At 46.2% G+C, this 20207-nt stretch carries 13 protein-coding genes and 1 tRNA gene; 3 read left to right on the top strand and 11 right to left on the bottom strand.

What is annotated here, in order from left to right; all coding sequences use genetic code 11:
* Positions 1–58 precede the first annotated feature (58 nt).
* Positions 59–1024, top strand: coding sequence for an Hsp33 family molecular chaperone HslO (gene hslO / locus QUD86_RS04330; RefSeq protein ID WP_286298406.1), 966 nt, complete (start codon positions 59–61; stop codon positions 1022–1024).
* A gap of 14 nt (positions 1025–1038) precedes the next feature.
* Here the strand turns inward: hslO and ftsB are convergent, their stop codons facing one another.
* Genes ftsB through pyrG form a run of 4 tightly spaced genes read right to left on the bottom strand, consistent with a single transcriptional unit; the run spans position 1039 to position 5320 of the window.
* Positions 1039–1359, bottom strand: a complete 321-nt coding sequence (gene ftsB, locus QUD86_RS04325) for a cell division protein FtsB (protein WP_286298404.1) — start codon at positions 1357–1359, stop codon at positions 1039–1041.
* Between the two features lie 37 nt (positions 1360–1396).
* Positions 1397–2683: a phosphopyruvate hydratase gene (gene eno / locus QUD86_RS04320; RefSeq protein WP_286298403.1), complete on the bottom strand. Its 1287-nt coding sequence runs from the start codon at positions 2681–2683 to the stop codon at positions 1397–1399.
* 56 nt (positions 2684–2739) lie between these two features.
* Positions 2740–3603 carry a 3-deoxy-8-phosphooctulonate synthase gene (gene kdsA, locus QUD86_RS04315; protein ID WP_286298401.1) on the bottom strand — a complete coding sequence of 288 codons (864 nt, stop codon included), beginning with the start codon at positions 3601–3603 and terminating at the stop codon, positions 2740–2742.
* A gap of 55 nt (positions 3604–3658) precedes the next feature.
* Positions 3659–5320 carry a CTP synthase gene (gene pyrG, locus QUD86_RS04310; protein ID WP_286298400.1) on the bottom strand — a complete coding sequence of 554 codons (1662 nt, stop codon included), beginning with the start codon at positions 5318–5320 and terminating at the stop codon, positions 3659–3661.
* Between the two features lie 302 nt (positions 5321–5622).
* On the opposite strand from pyrG, the gene QUD86_RS04305 reads away from it, so the two are divergent.
* Entirely contained in the window at positions 5623–8208 is a 2586-nt protein-coding gene (locus QUD86_RS04305; RefSeq protein ID WP_286298398.1) for a bifunctional aconitate hydratase 2/2-methylisocitrate dehydratase, read from the top strand.
* Positions 8209–8286: 78 nt separating this feature from the next.
* Here QUD86_RS04305 and QUD86_RS04300 read toward each other — a convergent pair whose 3' ends face one another.
* From QUD86_RS04300 to QUD86_RS04290, 3 genes are read right to left on the bottom strand one after another with little or no spacing between them, the layout of a single operon-like run.
* Entirely contained in the window at positions 8287–9042 is a 756-nt protein-coding gene (locus QUD86_RS04300; RefSeq protein WP_286298396.1) for a spermine/spermidine synthase domain-containing protein, read from the bottom strand.
* Between the two features lie 12 nt (positions 9043–9054).
* The gene (purL, locus tag QUD86_RS04295; RefSeq protein ID WP_286298380.1) at positions 9055–13089 is read right to left on the bottom strand and encodes a phosphoribosylformylglycinamidine synthase; all 4035 of its coding nucleotides are present in this window, start codon (positions 13087–13089) and stop codon (positions 9055–9057) included.
* 21 nt (positions 13090–13110) lie between these two features.
* Positions 13111–13791, bottom strand: coding sequence for an ABC transporter ATP-binding protein (locus tag QUD86_RS04290; protein WP_286298379.1), 681 nt, complete (start codon positions 13789–13791; stop codon positions 13111–13113).
* A 77-nt stretch (positions 13792–13868) separates the two neighbouring features.
* On the opposite strand from QUD86_RS04290, the gene QUD86_RS04285 reads away from it, so the two are divergent.
* Positions 13869–14471 carry an arylesterase gene (locus tag QUD86_RS04285; RefSeq protein WP_286298378.1) on the top strand — a complete coding sequence of 201 codons (603 nt, stop codon included), beginning with the start codon at positions 13869–13871 and terminating at the stop codon, positions 14469–14471.
* Here QUD86_RS04285 and QUD86_RS04280 read toward each other — a convergent pair.
* The 4 genes from QUD86_RS04280 to clpX form a co-directional block, all read right to left on the bottom strand.
* Positions 14468–15934: a peptidylprolyl isomerase gene (locus QUD86_RS04280; RefSeq protein ID WP_286298377.1), complete on the bottom strand. Its 1467-nt coding sequence runs from the start codon at positions 15932–15934 to the stop codon at positions 14468–14470. The two genes, QUD86_RS04285 and QUD86_RS04280, sit on opposite strands and share 4 nt — an antisense overlap.
* Positions 15935–16047: 113 nt before the next feature.
* A tRNA-Val gene (locus tag QUD86_RS04275) sits at positions 16048–16123 on the bottom strand.
* Positions 16124–16229: 106 nt separating this feature from the next.
* A complete protein-coding gene (gene lon, locus QUD86_RS04270; RefSeq protein ID WP_286298376.1) occupies positions 16230–18662 on the bottom strand; it encodes an endopeptidase La in 2433 nt (810 codons plus the stop codon).
* A gap of 179 nt (positions 18663–18841) precedes the next feature.
* Positions 18842–20203 carry an ATP-dependent Clp protease ATP-binding subunit ClpX gene (clpX, locus tag QUD86_RS04265; RefSeq protein WP_286298374.1) on the bottom strand — a complete coding sequence of 454 codons (1362 nt, stop codon included), beginning with the start codon at positions 20201–20203 and terminating at the stop codon, positions 18842–18844.
* Between the last annotated feature and the right edge of the window lie 4 nt (positions 20204–20207).

Here is a 20207-nt window from a genome sequence, read left to right as displayed (position 1 = left end):
ATTACCGATTTTCGCTATTTTCTTCTCTGAATCAGGAAAAAAGTGGATACTTTGCGCTATGAACGAACTACTAGTCTTTGTGTGTGATGGTGCCCCAGTACGCGGGGAAATTGTGTCCATTAGTACGGCCTGGCAGGCCGTGCTCGAGCGTCGTAATGACCCCCCTGTCATTAGGCGTTTATTGGGCGATTTTGTGGGTGCGGCGACCCTTTTAAGCGCTAGTCTCAAATTTGATGGAACCTTGATTATTCAAGCCCAAAGTAAGGGCCCTATTCAGCTCTTGGTGGTGGAATGTAAGTCTGATTTGAGTATGAGGGCAACGGTGAAGCTTTCTGTAGATGCAGACTCAATCAGTCCCAATGCTACTTTGGGAGAACTGTTGGACGCTGACAATACAGGCCGCCTTGTCATTACGCTCGACCCGGCAGACCGCAAGCCAGGTCAACCCCCTTATCAAGGGATTGTTGCGCTTCAAGAACATCGTGGCACTGTCATCAAGCCGGTTACTAGTGCAGCAGAAGCTATTGCTTTGTACATGCAAAACTCTGAGCAGTTGGATACCCGCATTTGGCTAGCATCGAATGAAACTCATGTTGGCGGGCTTCTGTTACAGCGCCTCCCCAACTCTGGAGGTCATGTACACCTGGACCCTCAAGTGGCCGCAGAGGGCTGGGCTCGCATCCAGACCTTGGGGGAAACTATTACCGATGATGAACTACTCTCGCTACCGCCCGAAACCATATTGCGAAGACTCTTTTTAGAGGAATCCGCAGAAAATGGTGTACGAAGCTTTCCCTCTAGGCAAATTACATTTTCATGCCGCTGTTCGCGCACGAAGGTCGCAGATGTATTGAGAATGTTGGGAGAAGCAGAAGTAGAAAGCATTCTTGCAGAGCAAGGTGCTGTAGAAACGGAGTGTGATTTTTGCACAAAAATGTATCGCTTTGATGCGGTAGATTGCCGACAAGTTTTTAAGACGGATCTACTAGAGGATGCAACAAGGCCGCCATCTAGCGGCCATTAATGGTTATCGGTTTACTAATTAGTGACGGCCGATTTCTCATTGGTAGTATTTTTAGAGGATTTGTCAGTTGGCAGAATTTGGACAAAAAATTCACCTTCTTTAACCATGCCATGCTCTACGCGGGCACGTTCCTCAATGGCGCGCGTACCTTCTTTTAAGTCTTTAACATCACCCGTTAACTTCGCATTACGCAAACTGAGCAGGCTATTTTTAGCCTGCTGCAGTTCGACTTGTTTTTCCATGTCGTACACCTTCAGCCAGCCACCCTTACCTAGCCATAGTGGGTATTGGATTGCCAGAAGTAGCAACAACATAGAATAAATAATAATGCGCATAGTCTAAGAAATCTTAGCAGACTAAGTAGTTAAAGAATTAGCGCTTGAGATTATAAAAAACAGATTTGCCAGGATAGGTGGCTACATCACCCAGGCCCTCTTCAATACGCAAAAGTTGGTTGTACTTTGCAATACGGTCAGAGCGCGATAAAGAACCAGTCTTGATTTGACCGGCATTCGTACCAACGGCAATATCGGCAATAGTGCTATCTTCCGTTTCACCAGAGCGATGCGAAATCACGGCAGTGTAGTTAGCCCGTTTAGCCATTTCAATCGCAGCAAAAGTTTCCGTCAGGGTACCGATTTGGTTGATCTTAATCAAAATAGAATTCGCAATTCCTTTTTCAATCCCTTCTTTAAGAATGCGTGTATTGGTTACGAATAGATCATCCCCAACAAGCTGAATTTTTTTCCCTAATTTTTGTGTAATGTCAGCCCATCCATCCCAATCACTCTCATGCATGCCGTCCTCAATAGAGACAATTGGAAATTGGTCAGCAAGGTTTCCTAGGTAGTCTGAAAACTCACTAGAAGTCAGTTGCAAGCCTTCGCCAGACAATTGATACTTGCCATCTTTATAAAATTCACTAGCCGCACAATCAAGCGCCAACAAGACATCTTCACCGGCTTGATATCCAGCACCTTCAATGGCCTTCATAATAGTTTGCAGGCACTCTTGGTTACTTTTAAAGTTCGGAGCAAAGCCTCCCTCATCACCAACCGTGGTGGGCATGCCCTGCGTACCCAATATCTTTTTAAGCTCATGAAAAATCTCTGCTCCACAGCGCAGCGCTTCACGAAAATTCTGCGCACCAACGGGCATGATCATGAACTCTTGAATATCTAAACTATTGTTGGCGTGAGCGCCGCCATTCACAATATTCATCATTGGTACAGGCAATTGCATTCCGCCTGATCCACCGAAATAACGATACAGAGGCAATCCTGCTTCTTCAGCGGCTGCTCTGGCGACTGCCATTGAGACCGCTAATGTGGCATTAGCGCCTAAGCGAGCCTTGTTATGTGTGCCGTCAAGCTCAATCAAAGTATGGTCAAGAAAAGCCTGCTCGCTAGCGTCTAAACCAAGAATGGACTCCGCTATTTCTATGTTGATGTTTTGAACTGCCTTAAGAACGCCTTTACCTAAGTAACGCTCTTGATTACCGTCTCGCAACTCAATCGCTTCGCGTGAACCCGTAGAAGCGCCAGAAGGAACGGCGGCTCGACCCATTACGCCAGACTCTAGTAATACGTCGCACTCTACAGTGGGGTTACCGCGTGAATCTAAAATTTCTCTACCGATGATGTCAACAATGGCGCTCATGCAGCCTCCTAAATTAAATAAATATGTTCGTAACAGGTCAAACTTTTAAAGCAACCCTACTTAAAACTGTCTTCCAGAAATACCCCTGGTTTTTTTACAATGAGATCAATCGCCACCAATGATTCAAGCAAGTCCTTCATTCGATTCAGTGGCACTGCGTTGGGGCCGTCTGATAATGCTTTTGATGGATCAGGATGGGTCTCCATAAAAAGACCACTAATACCAACCGCTACTGCAGCACGAGCCAATACGGGGACGAATTCACGTTGACCACCACTGGATTGACCTTGACCCCCTGGCAGTTGAACTGAATGGGTTGCATCAAATACGACAGGAGCTTTTGTATCGCGCAAAATTGCCAAACTACGCATGTCAGATACTAAGTTGTTATAGCCAAAAGAAGCGCCCCGCTCACAAACCATGAATTGATCGGCAAGCTTTGCTTCAATAGCAGCATCACGCGCTTTATCAATCACATTGAGCATTTCATGGGGGGATAGGAATTGACCCTTCTTAAAATTCACCGGCTTACCACTTTGAGCACAAGCCCTAATGAAATCCGTTTGACGGCAAAGAAAAGCTGGCGTTTGGAGAACATCAACTACTTTTGATACTGGTTCAATTTCACTGATGTCATGAATATCCGTCAGTACCGGAACGCCAATTTCCCGCTTTACTCTAGCCAAAATTTCAAGGCCCTTTTCCATTCCCAGTCCGCGAAAGGATGTCCCAGAAGAGCGATTAGCCTTATCAAATGAAGATTTATAAATAAAGGGAATACCCAAAGAGCTGGTGATCTCTTTGAGTTGGCCAGCAATATCCATAGCAGACTGCTCTGACTCAATGACACAAGGACCGGCAATCAAGAAAAATCGCTGGTTTAACCCAACATCAAATCCGCATAACTTAAATGAGCTCATAAATTTCTTAAATTTCCTAAATTTATTATTTCTTATTTCTTATTTCTTGGGCGGGTTAGGCTGGCTGTTTAGATGTGGCATTGTGCTGGGCCAATGCTGCACGAATAAATGCAGAAAACAATGGGTGGCCATCACGTGGTGTCGAAGTAAATTCAGGATGGAACTGCACACCAAAGAACCAGGGGTGCATCGCTTTAGGCAATTCCATCATTTCTGGCAGAGACTCAATAGGCGTTCTTGCAGAAATAATAAGCCCCGATTTTTCTAAGCGAGGTACATAGGCATTGTTCACTTCATAGCGGTGACGGTGACGCTCATTAACCTCCGCTCCATAAATATCATGGGCCAATGTGCCATCTTTTACGGGGCAACGCTGAGAGCCTAGGCGCATCGTGCCGCCAAGATCTGAATCATTATTACGCCTCTCAACACGACCTTCTCGGTCAATCCACTCTGTGATGAGAGCAACAACGGGACTCTCTGTCTCGGGGTCAAATTCAGTACTATTGGCGTCTGCGATAGAGGCCACGTGTCGAGCAAATTCAATAACAGCCAATTGCATGCCCAGGCAAATGCCTAAGTAAGGGACATTGTTTTCACGCGCATATCGAATAGCTACGATCTTTCCTTCTGTACCGCGCTTACCAAATCCGCCGGGAACCAATATGGCATCCAGGCCTTTAAGGCAATCAATTCCATCCTTTTCGATTACCTCAGAATCAATATAGTTAATGTTGACGCGGGTGTGATTATGAATACCTGCATGTCGCAAAGCTTCAATCAAAGACTTATAAGACTCGGTGAGTTCAACGTACTTACCAACCATACCAATGGTGACTTCATGCTGTGGATTTGCAAGCTCATAAACAAGCTTAGCCCAAACGGATAAGTCTGCAGGCTTGGCTTGGATTTCTAGTTCTCGACAAATGAGGTCGTCCATTCCCTGTGCTTGCAGCATTTCAGGGATTTTATAAATGGTGTCTACATCCCAAACCGAAATCACTGCCTCTTCTCTTACATTTGAGAACAAAGAAATTTTGGCTCTTTCATCCGCAGGAATTGGGCGGTCCGCTCGACATAGTAAAGCGGTTGGCATGATGCCAATTTCGCGTAACTTTTGTACTGAATGCTGCGTAGGCTTCGTTTTCAACTCCCCTGCACTAGCAATGTAGGGAACTAATGTGAGATGTACAAAAGCGCAACTATGCTTTGGCATCCGAATACTCATCTGACGCGCTGCCTCAAGAAATGGCAGTGATTCAATGTCGCCTACAGTTCCACCAATTTCACAAATAGCCACATCGGCATGACCATCATGACTGGCTAGAGCACCACGCTCAACAAAGGCCTGAATTTCATTCGTGATGTGGGGAATAACTTGTACTGTTTTTCCAAGATATTCACCGCGACGCTCTTTGCTAATAACGGACTCATAAATCTGGCCGGTCGTAAAGTTATTGCTTTTACGCATTTTTGCTGAAATAAAGCGTTCGTAGTGTCCCAGATCAAGATCGGTCTCAGCCCCATCCTCTGTCACAAAAACTTCACCGTGCTGAAGCGGGCTCATTGTCCCTGGGTCAACGTTAATGTAGGGGTCTAACTTAAGGAGGGTGACTTTCAGGCCGCGGGATTCGAGAATCGCGGCAAGCGAGGCAGCTGCGATTCCTTTCCCTAGGGATGAAACCACACCACCAGTGACGAAAACGTATTTGGTCATCGCTTATGCTCTGATAGAAATGGTAATTATAACGACAGCTTCGTAAAGCTTGCCTTTTTCTATCTGCAGGCAGGCTTTCTTGAATTAATAGGAATAATTTCGCTTCAAAATAGGGTGTGATTTGACGATTTTTAGTGAATTTTTAAGCTATTAATTCCATATTTTCCATTTTTTCATTAATATTCATCAATTTTCCTTATTAAGTCTTATATAAGACTGAAAAATAGATCTACAATAGACAAATCGGGCGTAATTCACCGCCTGTTTTTACTGTTGATCACTCTTACCCAATAGGAAACACGATGCTAGAAGCCTACAACGTTAAACTTGCCGAACGCACGGCCCTTGGTATACCAGCACTTCCTTTAACAAAGGATCAAACAGCGGAGTTGATCGGTCTGTTGAAGAACCCGCCAGCGGGCAAAGAAAATGAGTTGATAGATCTCATTACCAATCGTGTACCTGCCGGAGTAGACGAGGCAGCTAAAGTAAAAGCTGAATTTTTGGACGCGCTTGCAAAAGGCACTGAAAAATCACCGCTAATTTCCCGTATTCAAGCTACCCAATTATTGGGCACCATGCTTGGGGGCTACAACATCAAACCGCTAGTTGAGCTGCTCTCAGATTCAGAGTGCTCAGCCACAGCGGCAGCGGCCCTTAAGAAAACGCTCCTGATGTTTGACTACTTCCATGATGTTCAAGAACTTGCTGAAAAAGGCAATGCTTACGCTAAGGGTGTTATGCAAAGCTGGGCAGATGCTGAGTGGTTTACCAGCAGATCCCCTGTACCAGAAAGTATGAAGCTCACTGTATTTAAAGTGACTGGTGAAACCAATACCGATGATTTGTCCCCCGCTCCGGATGCTTGGAGTCGCCCAGATATTCCCCTGCATGCCACCATCATGCTAAAAAACCCACGACCAGGTATTGATCCAGATGAAGTTGGTGTGCGTGGACCAATGAAGCAAATTGAAGCCCTGCAGAAAAAAGGGAACCAGATTGCCTATGTAGGTGATGTGGTTGGAACCGGGTCATCACGCAAATCTGCGACTAACTCGGTGTTGTGGTGGACGGGTCAAGATATCCCCTTTGTTCCTAACAAACGCTTTGGAGGTGTTTGTCTTGGTAGCAATATTGCCCCTATCTTCTTTAATACCATGGAAGATTCTGGCGCCCTGCCAATCGAACTCGATGTTTCCCAAATGAACATGGGCGACGAAATTGAATTGCAACCCTATGCCGGTAAAGCATTTAAAAATGGCCAAGAAATTGCCGCATTTTCACTCAAGTCACCTGTAATTTTGGATGAAGTGCGTGCCGGTGGACGAATTCCACTGATCATCGGACGTGGATTAACGGCTAAAGCACGAGCAGCGCTTGGCTTGCCTGCTTCAACCGAATTCCGTGTACCAGTAAGTCCGCCTGACAACAAAAAAGGCTTCACCTTGGCGCAGAAAATGGTCGGCCGTGCATGTGGTCTACCTGAGGGTCAAGGTATTCGCCCCGGGACTTATTGCGAACCCCATATGACTACTGTCGGCTCTCAAGATACTACTGGCCCAATGACGCGTGATGAGTTGAAAGATTTAGCTTGCTTAGGCTTCTCCTCTGATTTAGTGATGCAATCTTTCTGTCATACATCCGCATATCCAAAGCCAGTAGATATTCGCACTCAACATGAGCTACCCGCTTTTATGACCAATCGTGGTGGTGTTTCACTGCGCCCGGGTGATGGCGTTATTCATAGTTGGCTCAATCGCTTACTCTTACCAGACACTTGCGGCACTGGCGGCGATAGCCACACCCGCTTTCCAATTGGTATTTCCTTTCCGGCCGGCTCAGGTTTAGTAGCCTTTGCGGCGGCAACCGGTGTTATGCCTCTAGATATGCCAGAGTCAGTCTTAATTCGCTTTAAGGGCAAGATGCAGCCCGGCATCACCTTGCGTGATCTGGTTAATGCAATTCCTTTGTATGCCATTAAGAAGGGCTTGTTAACGGTTACCAAGCAAGGCAAGAAGAATATTTTCTCAGGACGCATCTTAGAAATCGAAGGTTTACCAGAGCTGAAAGTTGAGCAAGCTTTTGAGCTGTCAGATGCTTCTGCAGAGCGCTCTGCTGGCGGCTGTGCAGTTCAACTCAATAAAGAACCCATTATTGAATATATGCGCTCCAATATCACCCTAATGAAGTGGATGATTGCGAATGGATATGAAGATAAGCGTACTTTAGGGCGCCGTATCAAAGCGATGGAAGCATGGATTGCTAAGCCAGAGTTACTTCGGGCGGATGCAAATGCTGACTACGCCGAGATTATTGAAATTGATATGAACGATATCAAAGAGCCTATCTTGGCCTGCCCTAACGATCCTGATGATGTGAAATTTTTATCAGAAGTTTCTGGTGCAAAAATTGATGAGGTCTTTATTGGTTCCTGCATGACTAATATCGGCCACTTCCGTGCTGCCGGCCAAGTGCTTCAGGGTAAGAAAGATATGCCTACCCGCCTATGGATTGCACCGCCAACCAAAATGGATGCCATGATGTTGATGGAAGAAGGTTACTACGGCATTTTGGGGGCTACCGGCGCACGCATGGAAAGTCCAGGCTGTTCATTGTGTATGGGTAATCAGGCGCAGATTCGAAAGGGCTCTACTGCAGTCTCTACTTCAACTCGTAACTTTCCAAACCGTTTAGGAATTGATACCCAAGTGTATTTGGCTTCAGCAGAATTAGCTTCTGTTGCCGCCCTGCTAGGTCGCCTACCAACGCCACAGGAATATTTCGAGCAAGTAGAGTCGTTAAACGCAAAAGCAGCTGAGGTTTATCAGTACATGAACTTTGACAAGATCAAGACGTTCAGCGACGTTGCTGATACTGTCGTCGTTTAATGAATTGATTTCCTGTTTCTGGGAAAATAAAAAGGCGATCAAATGATCGCCTTTTTTATGCCTAGAAGCTTAAATTATTCAGATGTACAGCTTATTTTCTTGGTGAGCATTCTCACGATTTAAACCCGATACCCAAGTATTAGTTGGTAGGCCAGTCTTTTCCATAATTAACTTCGCACGCCTAGATACGTCCTGCCACTCGACATCCAACATAGGCCCTTTAAAGGCAATTGCCACCACATTGCAGTCATGTGACTCTGGAAATAAGAGTACCCTGTTATCAAAAGCATCACTGATGTGATTTAAATTTAAATCGAGGCTTGGATGACGCGAAAAGAGATTCACCGTGAGAATGCCAGGTGACTTCAAGGCGTTATAGCAGCCTTGGTAAAACTCCAATGAGCTTGCGCTAGGTCCATCGCAAATCGCATCATATAGATCCACTTGTATTGCATCAAAGTGATTCTGATAATCATCATGGCGAACAAATTGCTTGGCATCCATCTGAATTGTTTGCAGACGGCGATCATCGCTTGGCGTAGAGAACATACTCCTAGCCGCAATAACCACCGAAGGATTCATCTCGACAACCGTATTTTTTACTGCTGGACAATATCGATGAGTAAATTTGGTTAATGCTCCGGTACCAAGGCCAAGTTGAGCAACTCGCATTCCTGGCCTTGTCTCTAAAAAAAGTAGCCAGGCCATCATCTGCTGGTTATATTCAAGATAGATTTCATCCGGATCCCGAATGCGCATCGCCCCTTGAATTAACTCGCTACCAAAATGCAGGTAACGAATTCCCCCGCTTTCAGAGAAGGTTACTGGCTCCATTAGCACAATGATTTACCTCGCCCAACTACGCGCATTGCGGAACAGGCGCATCCAAGGGCTCGCTCCATCCGAGACATCAAGCCATGCTGGTGGACACCAGCTCATTTGCGCTGCGCGGAAAACACGTTCAGGGTGCGGCATCATTACAGTAAAGCGGCCATCAGCCGTTGTCACACCAGTCAACCCACCAGGTGACCCATTGGGATTCATGGGATAAGTTTCAGTCGGAACGCCCTGATGATCCACAAAACGTAAAGTACTTAATCCCTGTTGCTTAATTGAATCTAAATTTCCTTGCAAGCTAAAGTTAGCAAATCCCTCGCCATGGGCAATAGCAATCGGCAGATGACTGCCTTCCATTCCCTGAGTAAATATGGAAGGTGAAGGCATCACCTCTGCCATCACGAAGCGCGCTTCATATTGCTCAGATTGATTGCGAGTAAATTTAGGCCACGCTTGTGCGCCAGGAATGATTCCAGAAAGATTGCTCATCATTTGGCAACCATTGCAGACTCCCAAAGCAAAGCTTTCCTCGCGATTGAAGAAAGTGGAAAACTGATCACGCAATTGATTATTAAATAGGATGGTTTTAGCCCATCCTTCACCAGCGCCCAATACATCACCATAACTAAAGCCGCCGCAAGCAATCAAGCCACGGAAATCAGCTAAGTTGGCTTTTCCGGAAAGCAAGTCAGACATATGGACATCATAGCTATCAAAACCAGCCCAACTCATGGCATAGGCCATTTCAACATGAGAATTCACACCCTGCTCACGCAAAATCGCTAGCTTAGGTCTAACGTTCTTGTTAATGAATGGTGCAGCGATGTCATCCGCAGGATCGAATGTCAGCTTAGGTGACATACCAGCGTCAGCAAGATTGTCTAGCAAGGCAAACTCACTATCTGCACAATCTAGATTGTCACGCAAGCGTGCAATTTGATAGCTGGTATTACCCCACATCTTTTGCAAGACTACGCGGGGCTCGGCAAAAATATTTTTTGCATCACGCCAGATTTCAATTCGTCCATTCGTATTTGGTTTTGCAACGACGTGGCTACAGGCGCTTAAGCCCAACTTTCGAAGCGTCGCAAATACGGCATCACGATCTGCTTTGCGTATCTGAATAACAGCGCCTAACTCTTCGTTAAACAGCGCGCGTATTGTTTGTTCATGACGTCGACCAGAAACTTGATCAGCCCAGTTCTTGGCATCTCCCCAGTCTGGCTCTTGACCGAGGTCGACCGCGATCATATCAACATTGATGGAGATACCGCAATGAGAAGCAAATGCCATTTCAGCAATACAGGCTAGTAAGCCGCCATCAGAACGATCGTGATAGGCCAACAGCATTTGGTGCTTACGTAATTCAATAATTGCCGCAGCCAAGGATTTGAGATCCTGTGGTTGATCGACGTTAGGTGCAGACTTACCAGATTGGTTGAGTACTTGAGCCAAGATGCTGCCAGCCATCCGATTCTGACCTCGACCTAGGTCAATTAAGATCAACTCCGTTTCAATAGGCTGTCCTGCAACATCCTTCAGAACCAATAAAGGAGTGGATGTTTTTCGTACATCCTGAACAGGAGCAAATGCAGAAATAATCAGCGAGACTGGTGACACTACGGCCTTAGATTGGTCCCCCTCTTTCCAGGCCGTTGCCATTGATAAGGAATCTTTGCCAACTGGAATAGAAATGCCCAATGCGGGGCACAATTCCATGCCAATAGCAGCAACAGAGTCATACAACTTAGCATCCTCACCAGGACTGCCGCATGCAGCCATCCAGTTGGCGGAGAGCTTCACATCTTCTAATCGAAGAATATCTGCAGCTAATAAATTAGTAATAGCTTCACCAACCGCCATTTTTGCTGCTGCTGGTGCATTAATAACAGCCAAAGGAGTACGCTCACCCATTGACATCGCTTCGCCGCGATAACCTTTGTAATCCATCAGGGTTACGGCGCAATCAGCTACCGGCACTTGCCATGGGCCAACAAAAGGGTCGCGGGCATTTAAGCCGCCAACTGTACGATCGCCGATCGTGATTAAGAAAGACTTACTTGCGACCGTTGGCTGCTGCAAGACCCAAGCAATACACTGATCCAAGTCAGCATCAGTTACATTAAGCTCATCGAAGTTCTGCTCTACTCGTTGAACATCGCGATGCATTCGCGGTGGCTTTCCAAGAAGCACTTCCATTGGCATATCAATTGGCATCGCCGCATCAGTTCCAGAAGCCTCTTTGCAATCACTTAACTGCAGTTGACGCTCAGTTGTGGCTTCACCAACAACAGCAAATGGGCAACGCTCCCGTTCACATAAAGCGGTTAATAAACTCAGGTCTTTGGAGTCAATAGCTAAGACATAGCGCTCTTGAGATTCATTACACCAAATCTCAGCGGGGCTCATGCCACTCTCTTCAAGAGGAACATTGCGTAACTTAAATTGCGCACCTAGACCTGCGCCGTCTGCCAATTCAGGAAAGGCATTGGATAAGCCGCCTGCTCCAACATCATGAATAGAAACTATGGGATTGCCTTCACCCATTGCGCAGCAAGCGTTAATCACTTCTTGCGCTCGACGCTCCATTTCAGGGTTGCCACGCTGAACGGAATCAAAATCCAAGTCTGCGGTATTGGTGCCGGTAGTAACAGAGCTTCCTGTTGCACCGCCCATACCAATACGCATCCCAGGGCCGCCCAGCTGAATGAATAAGTGCCCTGCTTTAATTTCTTTTTTAGCCGTATGGATCGAATCAATACTACCAATACCGCCCGCGATCATGATCGGCTTGTGATAGCCACGACGAACACCCTCTAGTGTTTGCTCAAATACACGGAAGTAGCCACCCAATATTGGGCGTCCAAATTCATTATTAAAAGCGGCTCCGCCTAAAGGGCCATCGATCATGATTTGCAGTGGTGTTGCAATCCGATCTGGCTTTCCATAGCGCTCTGTTTCCCATGGGAAATCGGTACCAGGAATATTTAAGTTCGATACCGTGAAGCCCGTTAGGCCTGCTTTGGGACGACCGCCAATACCAGTGGCGCCCTCATCGCGAATCTCACCACCGGCACCAGTAGAGGCACCCGGAAAAGGCGCTATAGCCGTAGGATGATTATGAGTCTCCACTTTCATCAGGGTGTGAACAAGACGCGTATCTTTTTCATAATGATGGTCTGCACCTTTCGAGGACCATGTCTCTGACTCACAGCCAACCATCACGGCAGAGTTATCAGAGTAAGCAACAATGGTGCCCTCAGGCTGCAGTTGATGGGTATTGCGAATCATCGCAAACAATGACCTCTCTTGATCATCACCATCAATTGTCCAGGTGGAATTAAAAATCTTGTGACGACAATGCTCACTATTGGCCTGCGCAAACATGATGAGCTCAACGTCTGTAGGATTACGCTCGAGACGAATGAAATTCTCAGTCAGGTAAATAATTTCATCATCTGACAGTGCTAGCCCTAACTCTTGATTCGCTTTGTCTAAGGCTGACTTACCTTCACTCAATATCAAAATCCGCTTAAACGGGCGATCAGCTAACGTTTGATACAAGGCGCTAGCTTGATCTGCATGAGTGATGAGCGTTTCAGTCATGCGATCGTGTAACGCAGCAAATACTTGCTGCTCTTGTTCTGCGCTGATGTTCTTTTTGGACTGCCAGGTGTATTCAATGCCCCGCTCAATACGCAAAATATTTAATCCACATTGACGAGCAATGTCGGTTGCTTTACTAGCCCACGATGAAACAGTTCCAAAGCGAGGAATCGAAATCGAATTCTTTCTCGCATTAGGCTTGCCAAAAAGCGGGGTTCCAGACTTTGCATCAGCCTTGAAGGGCTGGCCGTAAGTAAGTAAGCTTTCGAGTACCGTTTTATCTTGAGGACTAAGCTCTTCCTCAGTCCAAATGAAATGGAGATATTGCGCCTCAATAGACTCAAGATCGATACCCTGAGCCACAAGCGTCGCTATAAGTCGCTGTTGGCGGAAGGCGGAAAGGGCATTAGCCCCAGGCAAGCAAGTGTATGAAAACATCCCTAGATTATAAGGTTTTGATTAAATCAAGCGACCACCTTGAAGTTGTAATTGGCGTTCGCACCGTGCAGCCAAAGACTGGTCGTGCGTTACCAAAACTAAAGTTGATAAATTAACAAGATTTAGCTCAAAAAGGAGCTCAATTACCCGCTTACCGCTGAACTCGTCCAAACTGCCCGTTGGCTCGTCAGCAAACAGAATTGCGGGCTTATTAATAAAAGCCCGAGCCAATGCCACACGCTGCTGCTCACCTCCTGAAAGCGTCCTTGGGAAGTGATGTAGCCGATCCCCTAAACCCACCTTTTCTAGCCACATCTGAGCTGACTCTTTAGCCTCGGACAGCTTAACTCCAGCCAATTCCATTGGCAGCATCACGTTTTCTAAGGCATTCAAGTGCGGTAGCAATTGAAAAGATTGGAAAACAAAGCCGATATGCTGCCCCCGCAGCTGAGCGCGGCCATCCTCATCTAGTCCGTTTAAGCTGTTGCCCATTAAGCTGACGCCTCCTGAAGAAGGAAGGTCTAAGCCCGCCAAAAGGCTTAATAAGGTACTTTTTCCAGACCCAGATGCGCCTACGATAGCGACACTTTCCCCGGAATAAATCTCAAAGCAAATGTCGTGCAAAATACTGAGGTCACCATCACTTGTTTTCACCGTTTTTGAAAGATGGTCGGCAATAATGGATTTAAGTGCTTTATTCATAGGAAGATTTTCAAGTAAAAATGCGTAATCCAGCCTCAAACTTTACAACATGGCTAGTTGGTCTATTTTGCCTGTTTATGAGTATTCACTGTTGGGCACAAACAAATTCGGTTATTTTGGTTCTAGGGGATAGCCTCTCTGCTGAGTACGGCATTCCGCGTGGAACAGGATGGACTCATCAGCTAGAAAAAAAACTGCAGCAGGATGCTAGCCATTGGTCACTTTTTAACGCCAGCATCAGCGGCGAAACGACTTCGGGCGGCGTATCGAGACTGCCATCACTCCTCGCTCAAAAAAAACCAGGAATTGTAATGATTGAGTTGGGCGCAAACGATGCCCTTCGTGGCTTACCTATTGCCGAAACTGAAAAAAATCTACGCAAGATGATTCTAGATAGCAAACAAGCTGGCGCAAAGGTTTTGCTCTTTGGAATGCAGATACCGCCGAACTATGGCCAAGCTTATACAAAGCAATTTAAAGACCTCTACGCCACACTTGCACAAGAGCAAAAGGTTGAGCTTTTACCCTTTTTTTTAAATGGCGTTGCCACTAATCCCGCCCTCTTTCAGGCGGATCGATTACATCCGAACGTAGAAGCTCAGACCGTTCTCTATAAAAACGTATGGGGCGCAATGGCCCCATATTTAAATCTGCTCAAAAAATCAACTGGGGTAAATTAACCACCCGCACCACCGGCATTAGCCTGCTTCAGAGGATTAATGACTTTGACACCAGCACTGTTACGCCAGTAGGCCATAAAACCAGCAAACTCAGATTGCGCTGCCAGCGCCTGGATTTGTTGAGCCTGAGCTTTGTGGGCTTTAGCATCAATAGTGGCCGGTTGACGAACTCCATCAATGCGATAAATAGTTGCCCCAACGCCCGGATTAGAAACGGAAATTACCGCTGGTAAAGCGCCGGGATTAACAGACATCACATCATCAATCGCTTGACCTACTAAGCTACCGGGCTTATTCCGAGAGATCCATACTGACGAAGCGAATCCTGCGGAACTCTTGGGATCTTTTTCTAGGGATGATAATTTTTCTGAGGCTGCGGCCAAGGCTAACTTTTCAGCCATACGCAGGCTAACTTGACGATTAACTTCCGCAGAAACCTCACTCAAAGGTAGGATTTGCGCTGGATGCAATATCACCACTCGAGCTGATACAAACACTCCGGGGGATATTTGAACAGCTTCAGTGTTGCGTTTATTTTTTAGTGCTTCATCGCCAAATAAGGATTGCAGCACCTTAGCATTAGCAAGAGGATGGTCCCTGGATACTCCGGCAGCGCCAGCACGCGTGACCCCTTTTTGGGATTGAATACTCAGCTTTAGCTTGTCGGCAGCTGGCTTTAAGCTATCAGCCTGATCGTAAGTGATGTTGGCAAACTGGTCGGCTTTTTCATTAAAGGACTTAGCCTCCTCTTTTGGCTCTGCTTTAAGTACAAGATATTCCACATCTATATATTCTGGACGCTCAAAAAGCTTTGCATTGGCTTGATAGAAAGCTTCTAGCTCTTCCGGGCTAGGATTAACCTTGCCTAAATAGTCTTGCACATTAAATTGCATTGCCTGAACTTCTCTCTCAGTCTCATAGAGCGAGGAAATTACCTCGGCTAGCTTCGGGCTGGCTAATTCTGTACGTGCAACCGAGTTCACTAATTGCTGTATTTTTAAATCAAAACTTTGACCCGCATAAAATTGCTCTTCATTCATGCCGTTGCTAGCTAACAACTGCTTAAAACGCGCATCATCAAAGCTACCATCTTGGCGATATAAGGCACGTATTTGAGGAATTTTTTGCAGGCTACTGACCAACTCCTGCTTACCAACTTGAAGGCGTAAGTCGCCCACTGCAAAACCTAAAATTCTTTGCTGCAGTAACTCATTTAAGATCGCCTGACGAAAAGGGAGGCTTTGAGCGATTTGGGCACTACCCCCTACCCGCTCGGCTTGGCGCTTAGCGGCGTTATCTACTTCCTGAGCGCTTATAGGCTTCCCATTTACCTTAACAATGTCTGTTTCCTTGTCCATAAAGCTCGAGTAGCTAGAAATACCAAACAATGCAAATGACGGAACAATAAAGAGCATCAATATGAACTGGAGAATTTTTCGGTGTTTACGTACGGTATCAAACATAAATTAATCGCTAAGTAATGAAGTTAATAGTATGACTGTACTAGGCATAAGAGTCTAGATGAGCTAGAAAGCCTGAAAGAGATTCACGTACGAATAGAAAACGATTGGGAAACTGGTGGGCGCTGACGGGATCGAACCGCCGACATTCTGCGTGTAAGGCAGACGCTCTACCATCTGAGCTAAGCGCCCCAATTAATACAAACGATATTGTAACCTAGTGGAAAAGCAAATGAAGGGTTCTTGATCGGCGACCTCATAAGAACCGAAGCCATGCCGATCAAAAGACCTTCAAGCCCTAATGCTTCAGGATCTCTCCGGTGGCAACTTTTTCATTGGCCTTGCTGGCTTCACTAGCCTTTCTGGCCAGCTCCTCCGGCGTTGGATCGGGCAAGGCGACTGGTTTTCGCTCTAAAGCTAGCTCAAGCACCTTATCAATCCAGCGTACCGGAACAATCTCAATTGCATTCTTAACATTGTCAGGAATATCAATTAAATCCTTAACGTTTTCTTCTGGGATCAAGGCTAGCTTGATGCCGCCGCGGTGAGCTGCCAAGAGCTTCTCTTTTAAGCCGCCAATAGGCAAGACTTCACCACGCAAGGTAATCTCACCCGTCATCGCAACATCAGAGCGAATCGGGATGCCTGCTAAGACGGATACCAGAGCTGTTGTGATGGCGATACCTGCTGAAGGGCCATCTTTGGGAGTGGCCCCATCAGGGAAGTGGATGTGAATATCTTTTTTCTCAAATGACTCATCCGCGATACCAAGACTGCGCGCTCTAGAGCGAACTACGGTGCGAGCAGCCTCAACAGATTCCTTCATCACATCACCAATAGAGCCTGTACGTGTAATGACGCCTTTACCGGGCATTACCGCCGCCTCAATAGTAAGGAGATCGCCCCCTACTTCAGTCCAGGCTAAGCCCGTAACCTGACCAATTTGATTTTCCTTGGCAGCTAAACCAAAGTCATAGATACGCACAGATAAGAATTTCTCGAGGTTATCTGCATTTACAGTGATTGGTGCAGCCTCTTTCTTCAAGAGTAAAAGCTTCACAACCTTACGGCAGATCTTGTTGATTTCACGCTCTAAAGATCGAACGCCAGCCTCACGAGTGTAGTAGCGGATCATGCTGCGAACAGCACTTTCCTCGATATGTAGCTCACCTTTTTTCAGGCCATTATTTTTAATTTGCTTGGGAATCAAATAATTAGTGGCGATACTGGTCTTTTCATCCTCTGTATAACCCGCAAGACGAATAATTTCCAATCGATCCAGTAATGGGCCTGGGATGTTCAAGGAATTTGAGGTTGCCACAAACATCACGTCCGACAAATCAAAATCTACTTCGACATAGTGATCCTGAAAGGTGTGATTTTGCTCTGGATCAAGGACCTCAAGCAATGCACTCGCTGGATCACCACGGAAATCCATCCCCATCTTATCTACTTCATCGAGCAGAAATAAAGGATTGCGCACGCCCACCTTAGTCAGGCTCGACAAAATCTTTCCGGGCATTGATCCAATATAAGTGCGTCGATGACCACGAATCTCAGATTCGTCACGAACACCACCTAAAGCCATACGGACAAATTTTCGATTAGTGGCCCTAGCAATCGATTGACCTAAAGAGGTCTTACCAACGCCAGGAGGGCCAACTAGACAAAGAATAGGCGCCTTTACCCGATCAACTCGCTGTTGAACCGCGAGGTACTCCAAAATGCGCTCTTTGACCTTGTCAAGACCGTAGTGATCTTCATCCAATACTTTCTCAGCATTAGTGAGGTCGTTATTAATTTTGGTTTTTTTCTTCCAGGGCAGATTCACCAACGTGTCAATGAAATTACGAATCACCGTTGCTTCTGCTGACATGGGCGACATGAGTTTGAGTTTTTTTAACTCAGATTCTGCTTTTTTGAGCGCTTCCTTCGGCATGCGAGCTGCTTTAATGCGCTTCTCTAGCTCCTCTAAATCAGCACCCTCTTCGCCCTCACCCAATTCTTTCTGTATGGCTTTGACTTGCTCATTTAAGTAGTATTCGCGCTGACTCTTCTCCATCTGGCGCTTTACGCGACCACGAATACGCTTCTCTACTTGCAAGATGTCGATTTCACTCTCAAGATCAGCCAAAAGGCTCTCGAGACGCTTTACTACATCAATCATTTCCAACAAGCGCTGCTTCTGCTCTAGCTTGACTGGCAGGTGCGCACAAATGGTATCTGCCAAGCGGCTTGGATCATCAATGCCACCAAGGGAAGCCAGAATCTCTTGCGGCACTTTCTTGTTGAGTTTTACGTACTGATCAAACTGAGCCATGATGGCGCGGCGCAAGGCCTCGGTCTCGTGTGCATCCATCGCAGTAGCGATTGTAGGCGTGGCCTCGCATGCAAAGTATCCCAAACTGTCTTCAACCTGGCTTACTTGTGCGCGCTGAATACCTTCGACTAATACTTTCACAGTGCCATCAGGCAGCTTTAGCATCTGAAGAATATTGGCAATACAGCCAACATCGTAAAGATCATCAACGCTAGGCTCATCTTTCGCAGCTGCCTTTTGGGCCACCAACAAAACATTTTTGCCGGTTTCCATAGCCGCTTCGAGTGCTTTGATGGATTTTGGGCGACCCACAAACAAGGGAATCACCATATGGGGAAAGACCACCACATCCCTTAAAGGAAGTAATGGCAATTGAATAGGTTCAGAGGGTAGTAATAAGTGGCCAGGCATAAGGCAATTCCTCCAAAAATAGTAAATCCATGAAATTCTCTAAAAATGCCGCACCACTAGATGCGGACATTGTTAGTGAACAGGATACTATCTATATGGGTATCCAGAATGGGAAAACAAGGGGGAAATGCAGCAAAAACGCGTAAAAAACGTACTAAATCAGCAAAAAAGTCAAAAAATCAGGCCTTTTTAACCAATTCAGTAGTTTCAGCATCTTGTTTGTAGACCAGGATTGGTTTTCCACCGTCCTGGATGGAAGATTCGTCTATGACTACCTTCTGGACATTCTTCAATGAAGGAAGGTCGTACATGACATCCATTAAAGAACCCTCAAGAATGGACCGTAAACCACGGGCACCCGTCTTGCGAGCAATTGCCTTCTTAGCAATGGCAGATAAGGCGGCAGTGCGCACCTCAAGCTCTGAGCCCTCCATTGTCAAAAGCGCTTGATATTGCTTTATTAAGGCATTTTTCGGCTCGGTCAAAATCTGAATCAAAGCTGATTCGTCTAGCTGAGCCAAAGTCGCTACAACCGGCAAGCGACCAATGAGCTCAGGTATTAAGCCGAATTTAATTAAATCTTCCGGCTCAACCTCAACCAACAGATCGCTGATGCCACGATCATCTTTACCGGGTACGGTTGCATTAAAGCCGATGCCAGTCTTTGCAGAGCGCTGCTGAATGACCTTTTCAAGACCATCAAATGCACCACCACAAATAAACAGAATGTTGGTGGTATCTACCTGTAAGAAATCTTGGTTAGGATGCTTGCGACCGCCCTGGGGAGGAACTGACGCCATAGTGCCCTCAACCAGCTTAAGCAGGGCTTGCTGCACACCCTCACCCGATACATCGCGGGTGATGGATGGGTTATCTGATTTACGAGAGATCTTATCGATTTCATCAATATAGACGATGCCGCGTTGGGCTTTTTCTACGTTGTAATCACAAGCTTGCAATAATTTTTGAATGATGTTTTCAACATCCTCGCCAACATAACCGGCCTCAGTTAAGGTGGTTGCATCAGCCATTACAAAAGGCACATCGAGCATGCGAGCTAAAGTCTGGGCTAATAATGTTTTGCCAGAACCTGTTGGCCCGATCAATAAAATATTACTCTTGGCCAATTCAACACCATCAACCATTGCTTTGGCTGGAACTTTAGACTGCTTCTTGTCAGCTGCTTCAGTTGGCTTGCCGTCTTTGTCTAGCTTTTCTTTTTTGGGCTTAGGCAAATACTGCAAACGCTTGTAGTGGTTATAAACCGCGACTGCAAGGGTTTTCTTGGCGTGATCTTGTCCAATCACATACTGATCTAAGTTCTCACGAATTTGATGGGGTGTTGGCAAAGACGCATCGCCATCTTCCTTAGGAAGATTCGCTAACTCTTCTTGAATAATATCGGTACACAGATCAATACACTCATCACAAATAAAAACAGACGGGCCTGCGATCAGTTTTTTAACCTCATGCTGACTTTTGCCGCAAAAAGAGCAATACAGAATCTTATCCGCACTGCTAGTGGTATTTGTATCGCTCAAGAAG

This window comes from Polynucleobacter sp. TUM22923 (genome assembly GCF_030295705.1).
In the GTDB taxonomy this organism is placed as follows: Bacteria; Pseudomonadota; Gammaproteobacteria; order Burkholderiales; family Burkholderiaceae; genus Polynucleobacter.
This window is presented reverse-complemented; position numbering and strand designations above follow the sequence as displayed.

What these genes read in the sequence shown, in the direction of transcription:
- hslO (WP_286298406.1), top strand. Translation starts at nt 59, where the DNA reads ATGAACGAACTACTAGTCTTTGTGTGTGATGGTGCCCCAGTACGCGGG.
- ftsB (WP_286298404.1), bottom strand. Translation starts at nt 1,359, where the DNA reads ATGCGCATTATTATTTATTCTATGTTGTTGCTACTTCTGGCAATCCAA.
- eno (WP_286298403.1), bottom strand. Translation starts at nt 2,683, where the DNA reads ATGAGCGCCATTGTTGACATCATCGGTAGAGAAATTTTAGATTCACGC.
- kdsA (WP_286298401.1), bottom strand. Translation starts at nt 3,603, where the DNA reads ATGAGCTCATTTAAGTTATGCGGATTTGATGTTGGGTTAAACCAGCGA.
- pyrG (WP_286298400.1), bottom strand. Translation starts at nt 5,320, where the DNA reads ATGACCAAATACGTTTTCGTCACTGGTGGTGTGGTTTCATCCCTAGGG.
- QUD86_RS04305 (WP_286298398.1), top strand. Translation starts at nt 5,623, where the DNA reads ATGCTAGAAGCCTACAACGTTAAACTTGCCGAACGCACGGCCCTTGGT.
- QUD86_RS04300 (WP_286298396.1), bottom strand. Translation starts at nt 9,042, where the DNA reads ATGGAGCCAGTAACCTTCTCTGAAAGCGGGGGAATTCGTTACCTGCAT.
- purL (WP_286298380.1), bottom strand. Translation starts at nt 13,089, where the DNA reads ATGTTTTCATACACTTGCTTGCCTGGGGCTAATGCCCTTTCCGCCTTC.
- QUD86_RS04290 (WP_286298379.1), bottom strand. Translation starts at nt 13,791, where the DNA reads ATGAATAAAGCACTTAAATCCATTATTGCCGACCATCTTTCAAAAACG.
- QUD86_RS04285 (WP_286298378.1), top strand. Translation starts at nt 13,869, where the DNA reads ATGAGTATTCACTGTTGGGCACAAACAAATTCGGTTATTTTGGTTCTA.
- QUD86_RS04280 (WP_286298377.1), bottom strand. Translation starts at nt 15,934, where the DNA reads ATGTTTGATACCGTACGTAAACACCGAAAAATTCTCCAGTTCATATTG.
- lon (WP_286298376.1), bottom strand. Translation starts at nt 18,662, where the DNA reads ATGCCTGGCCACTTATTACTACCCTCTGAACCTATTCAATTGCCATTA.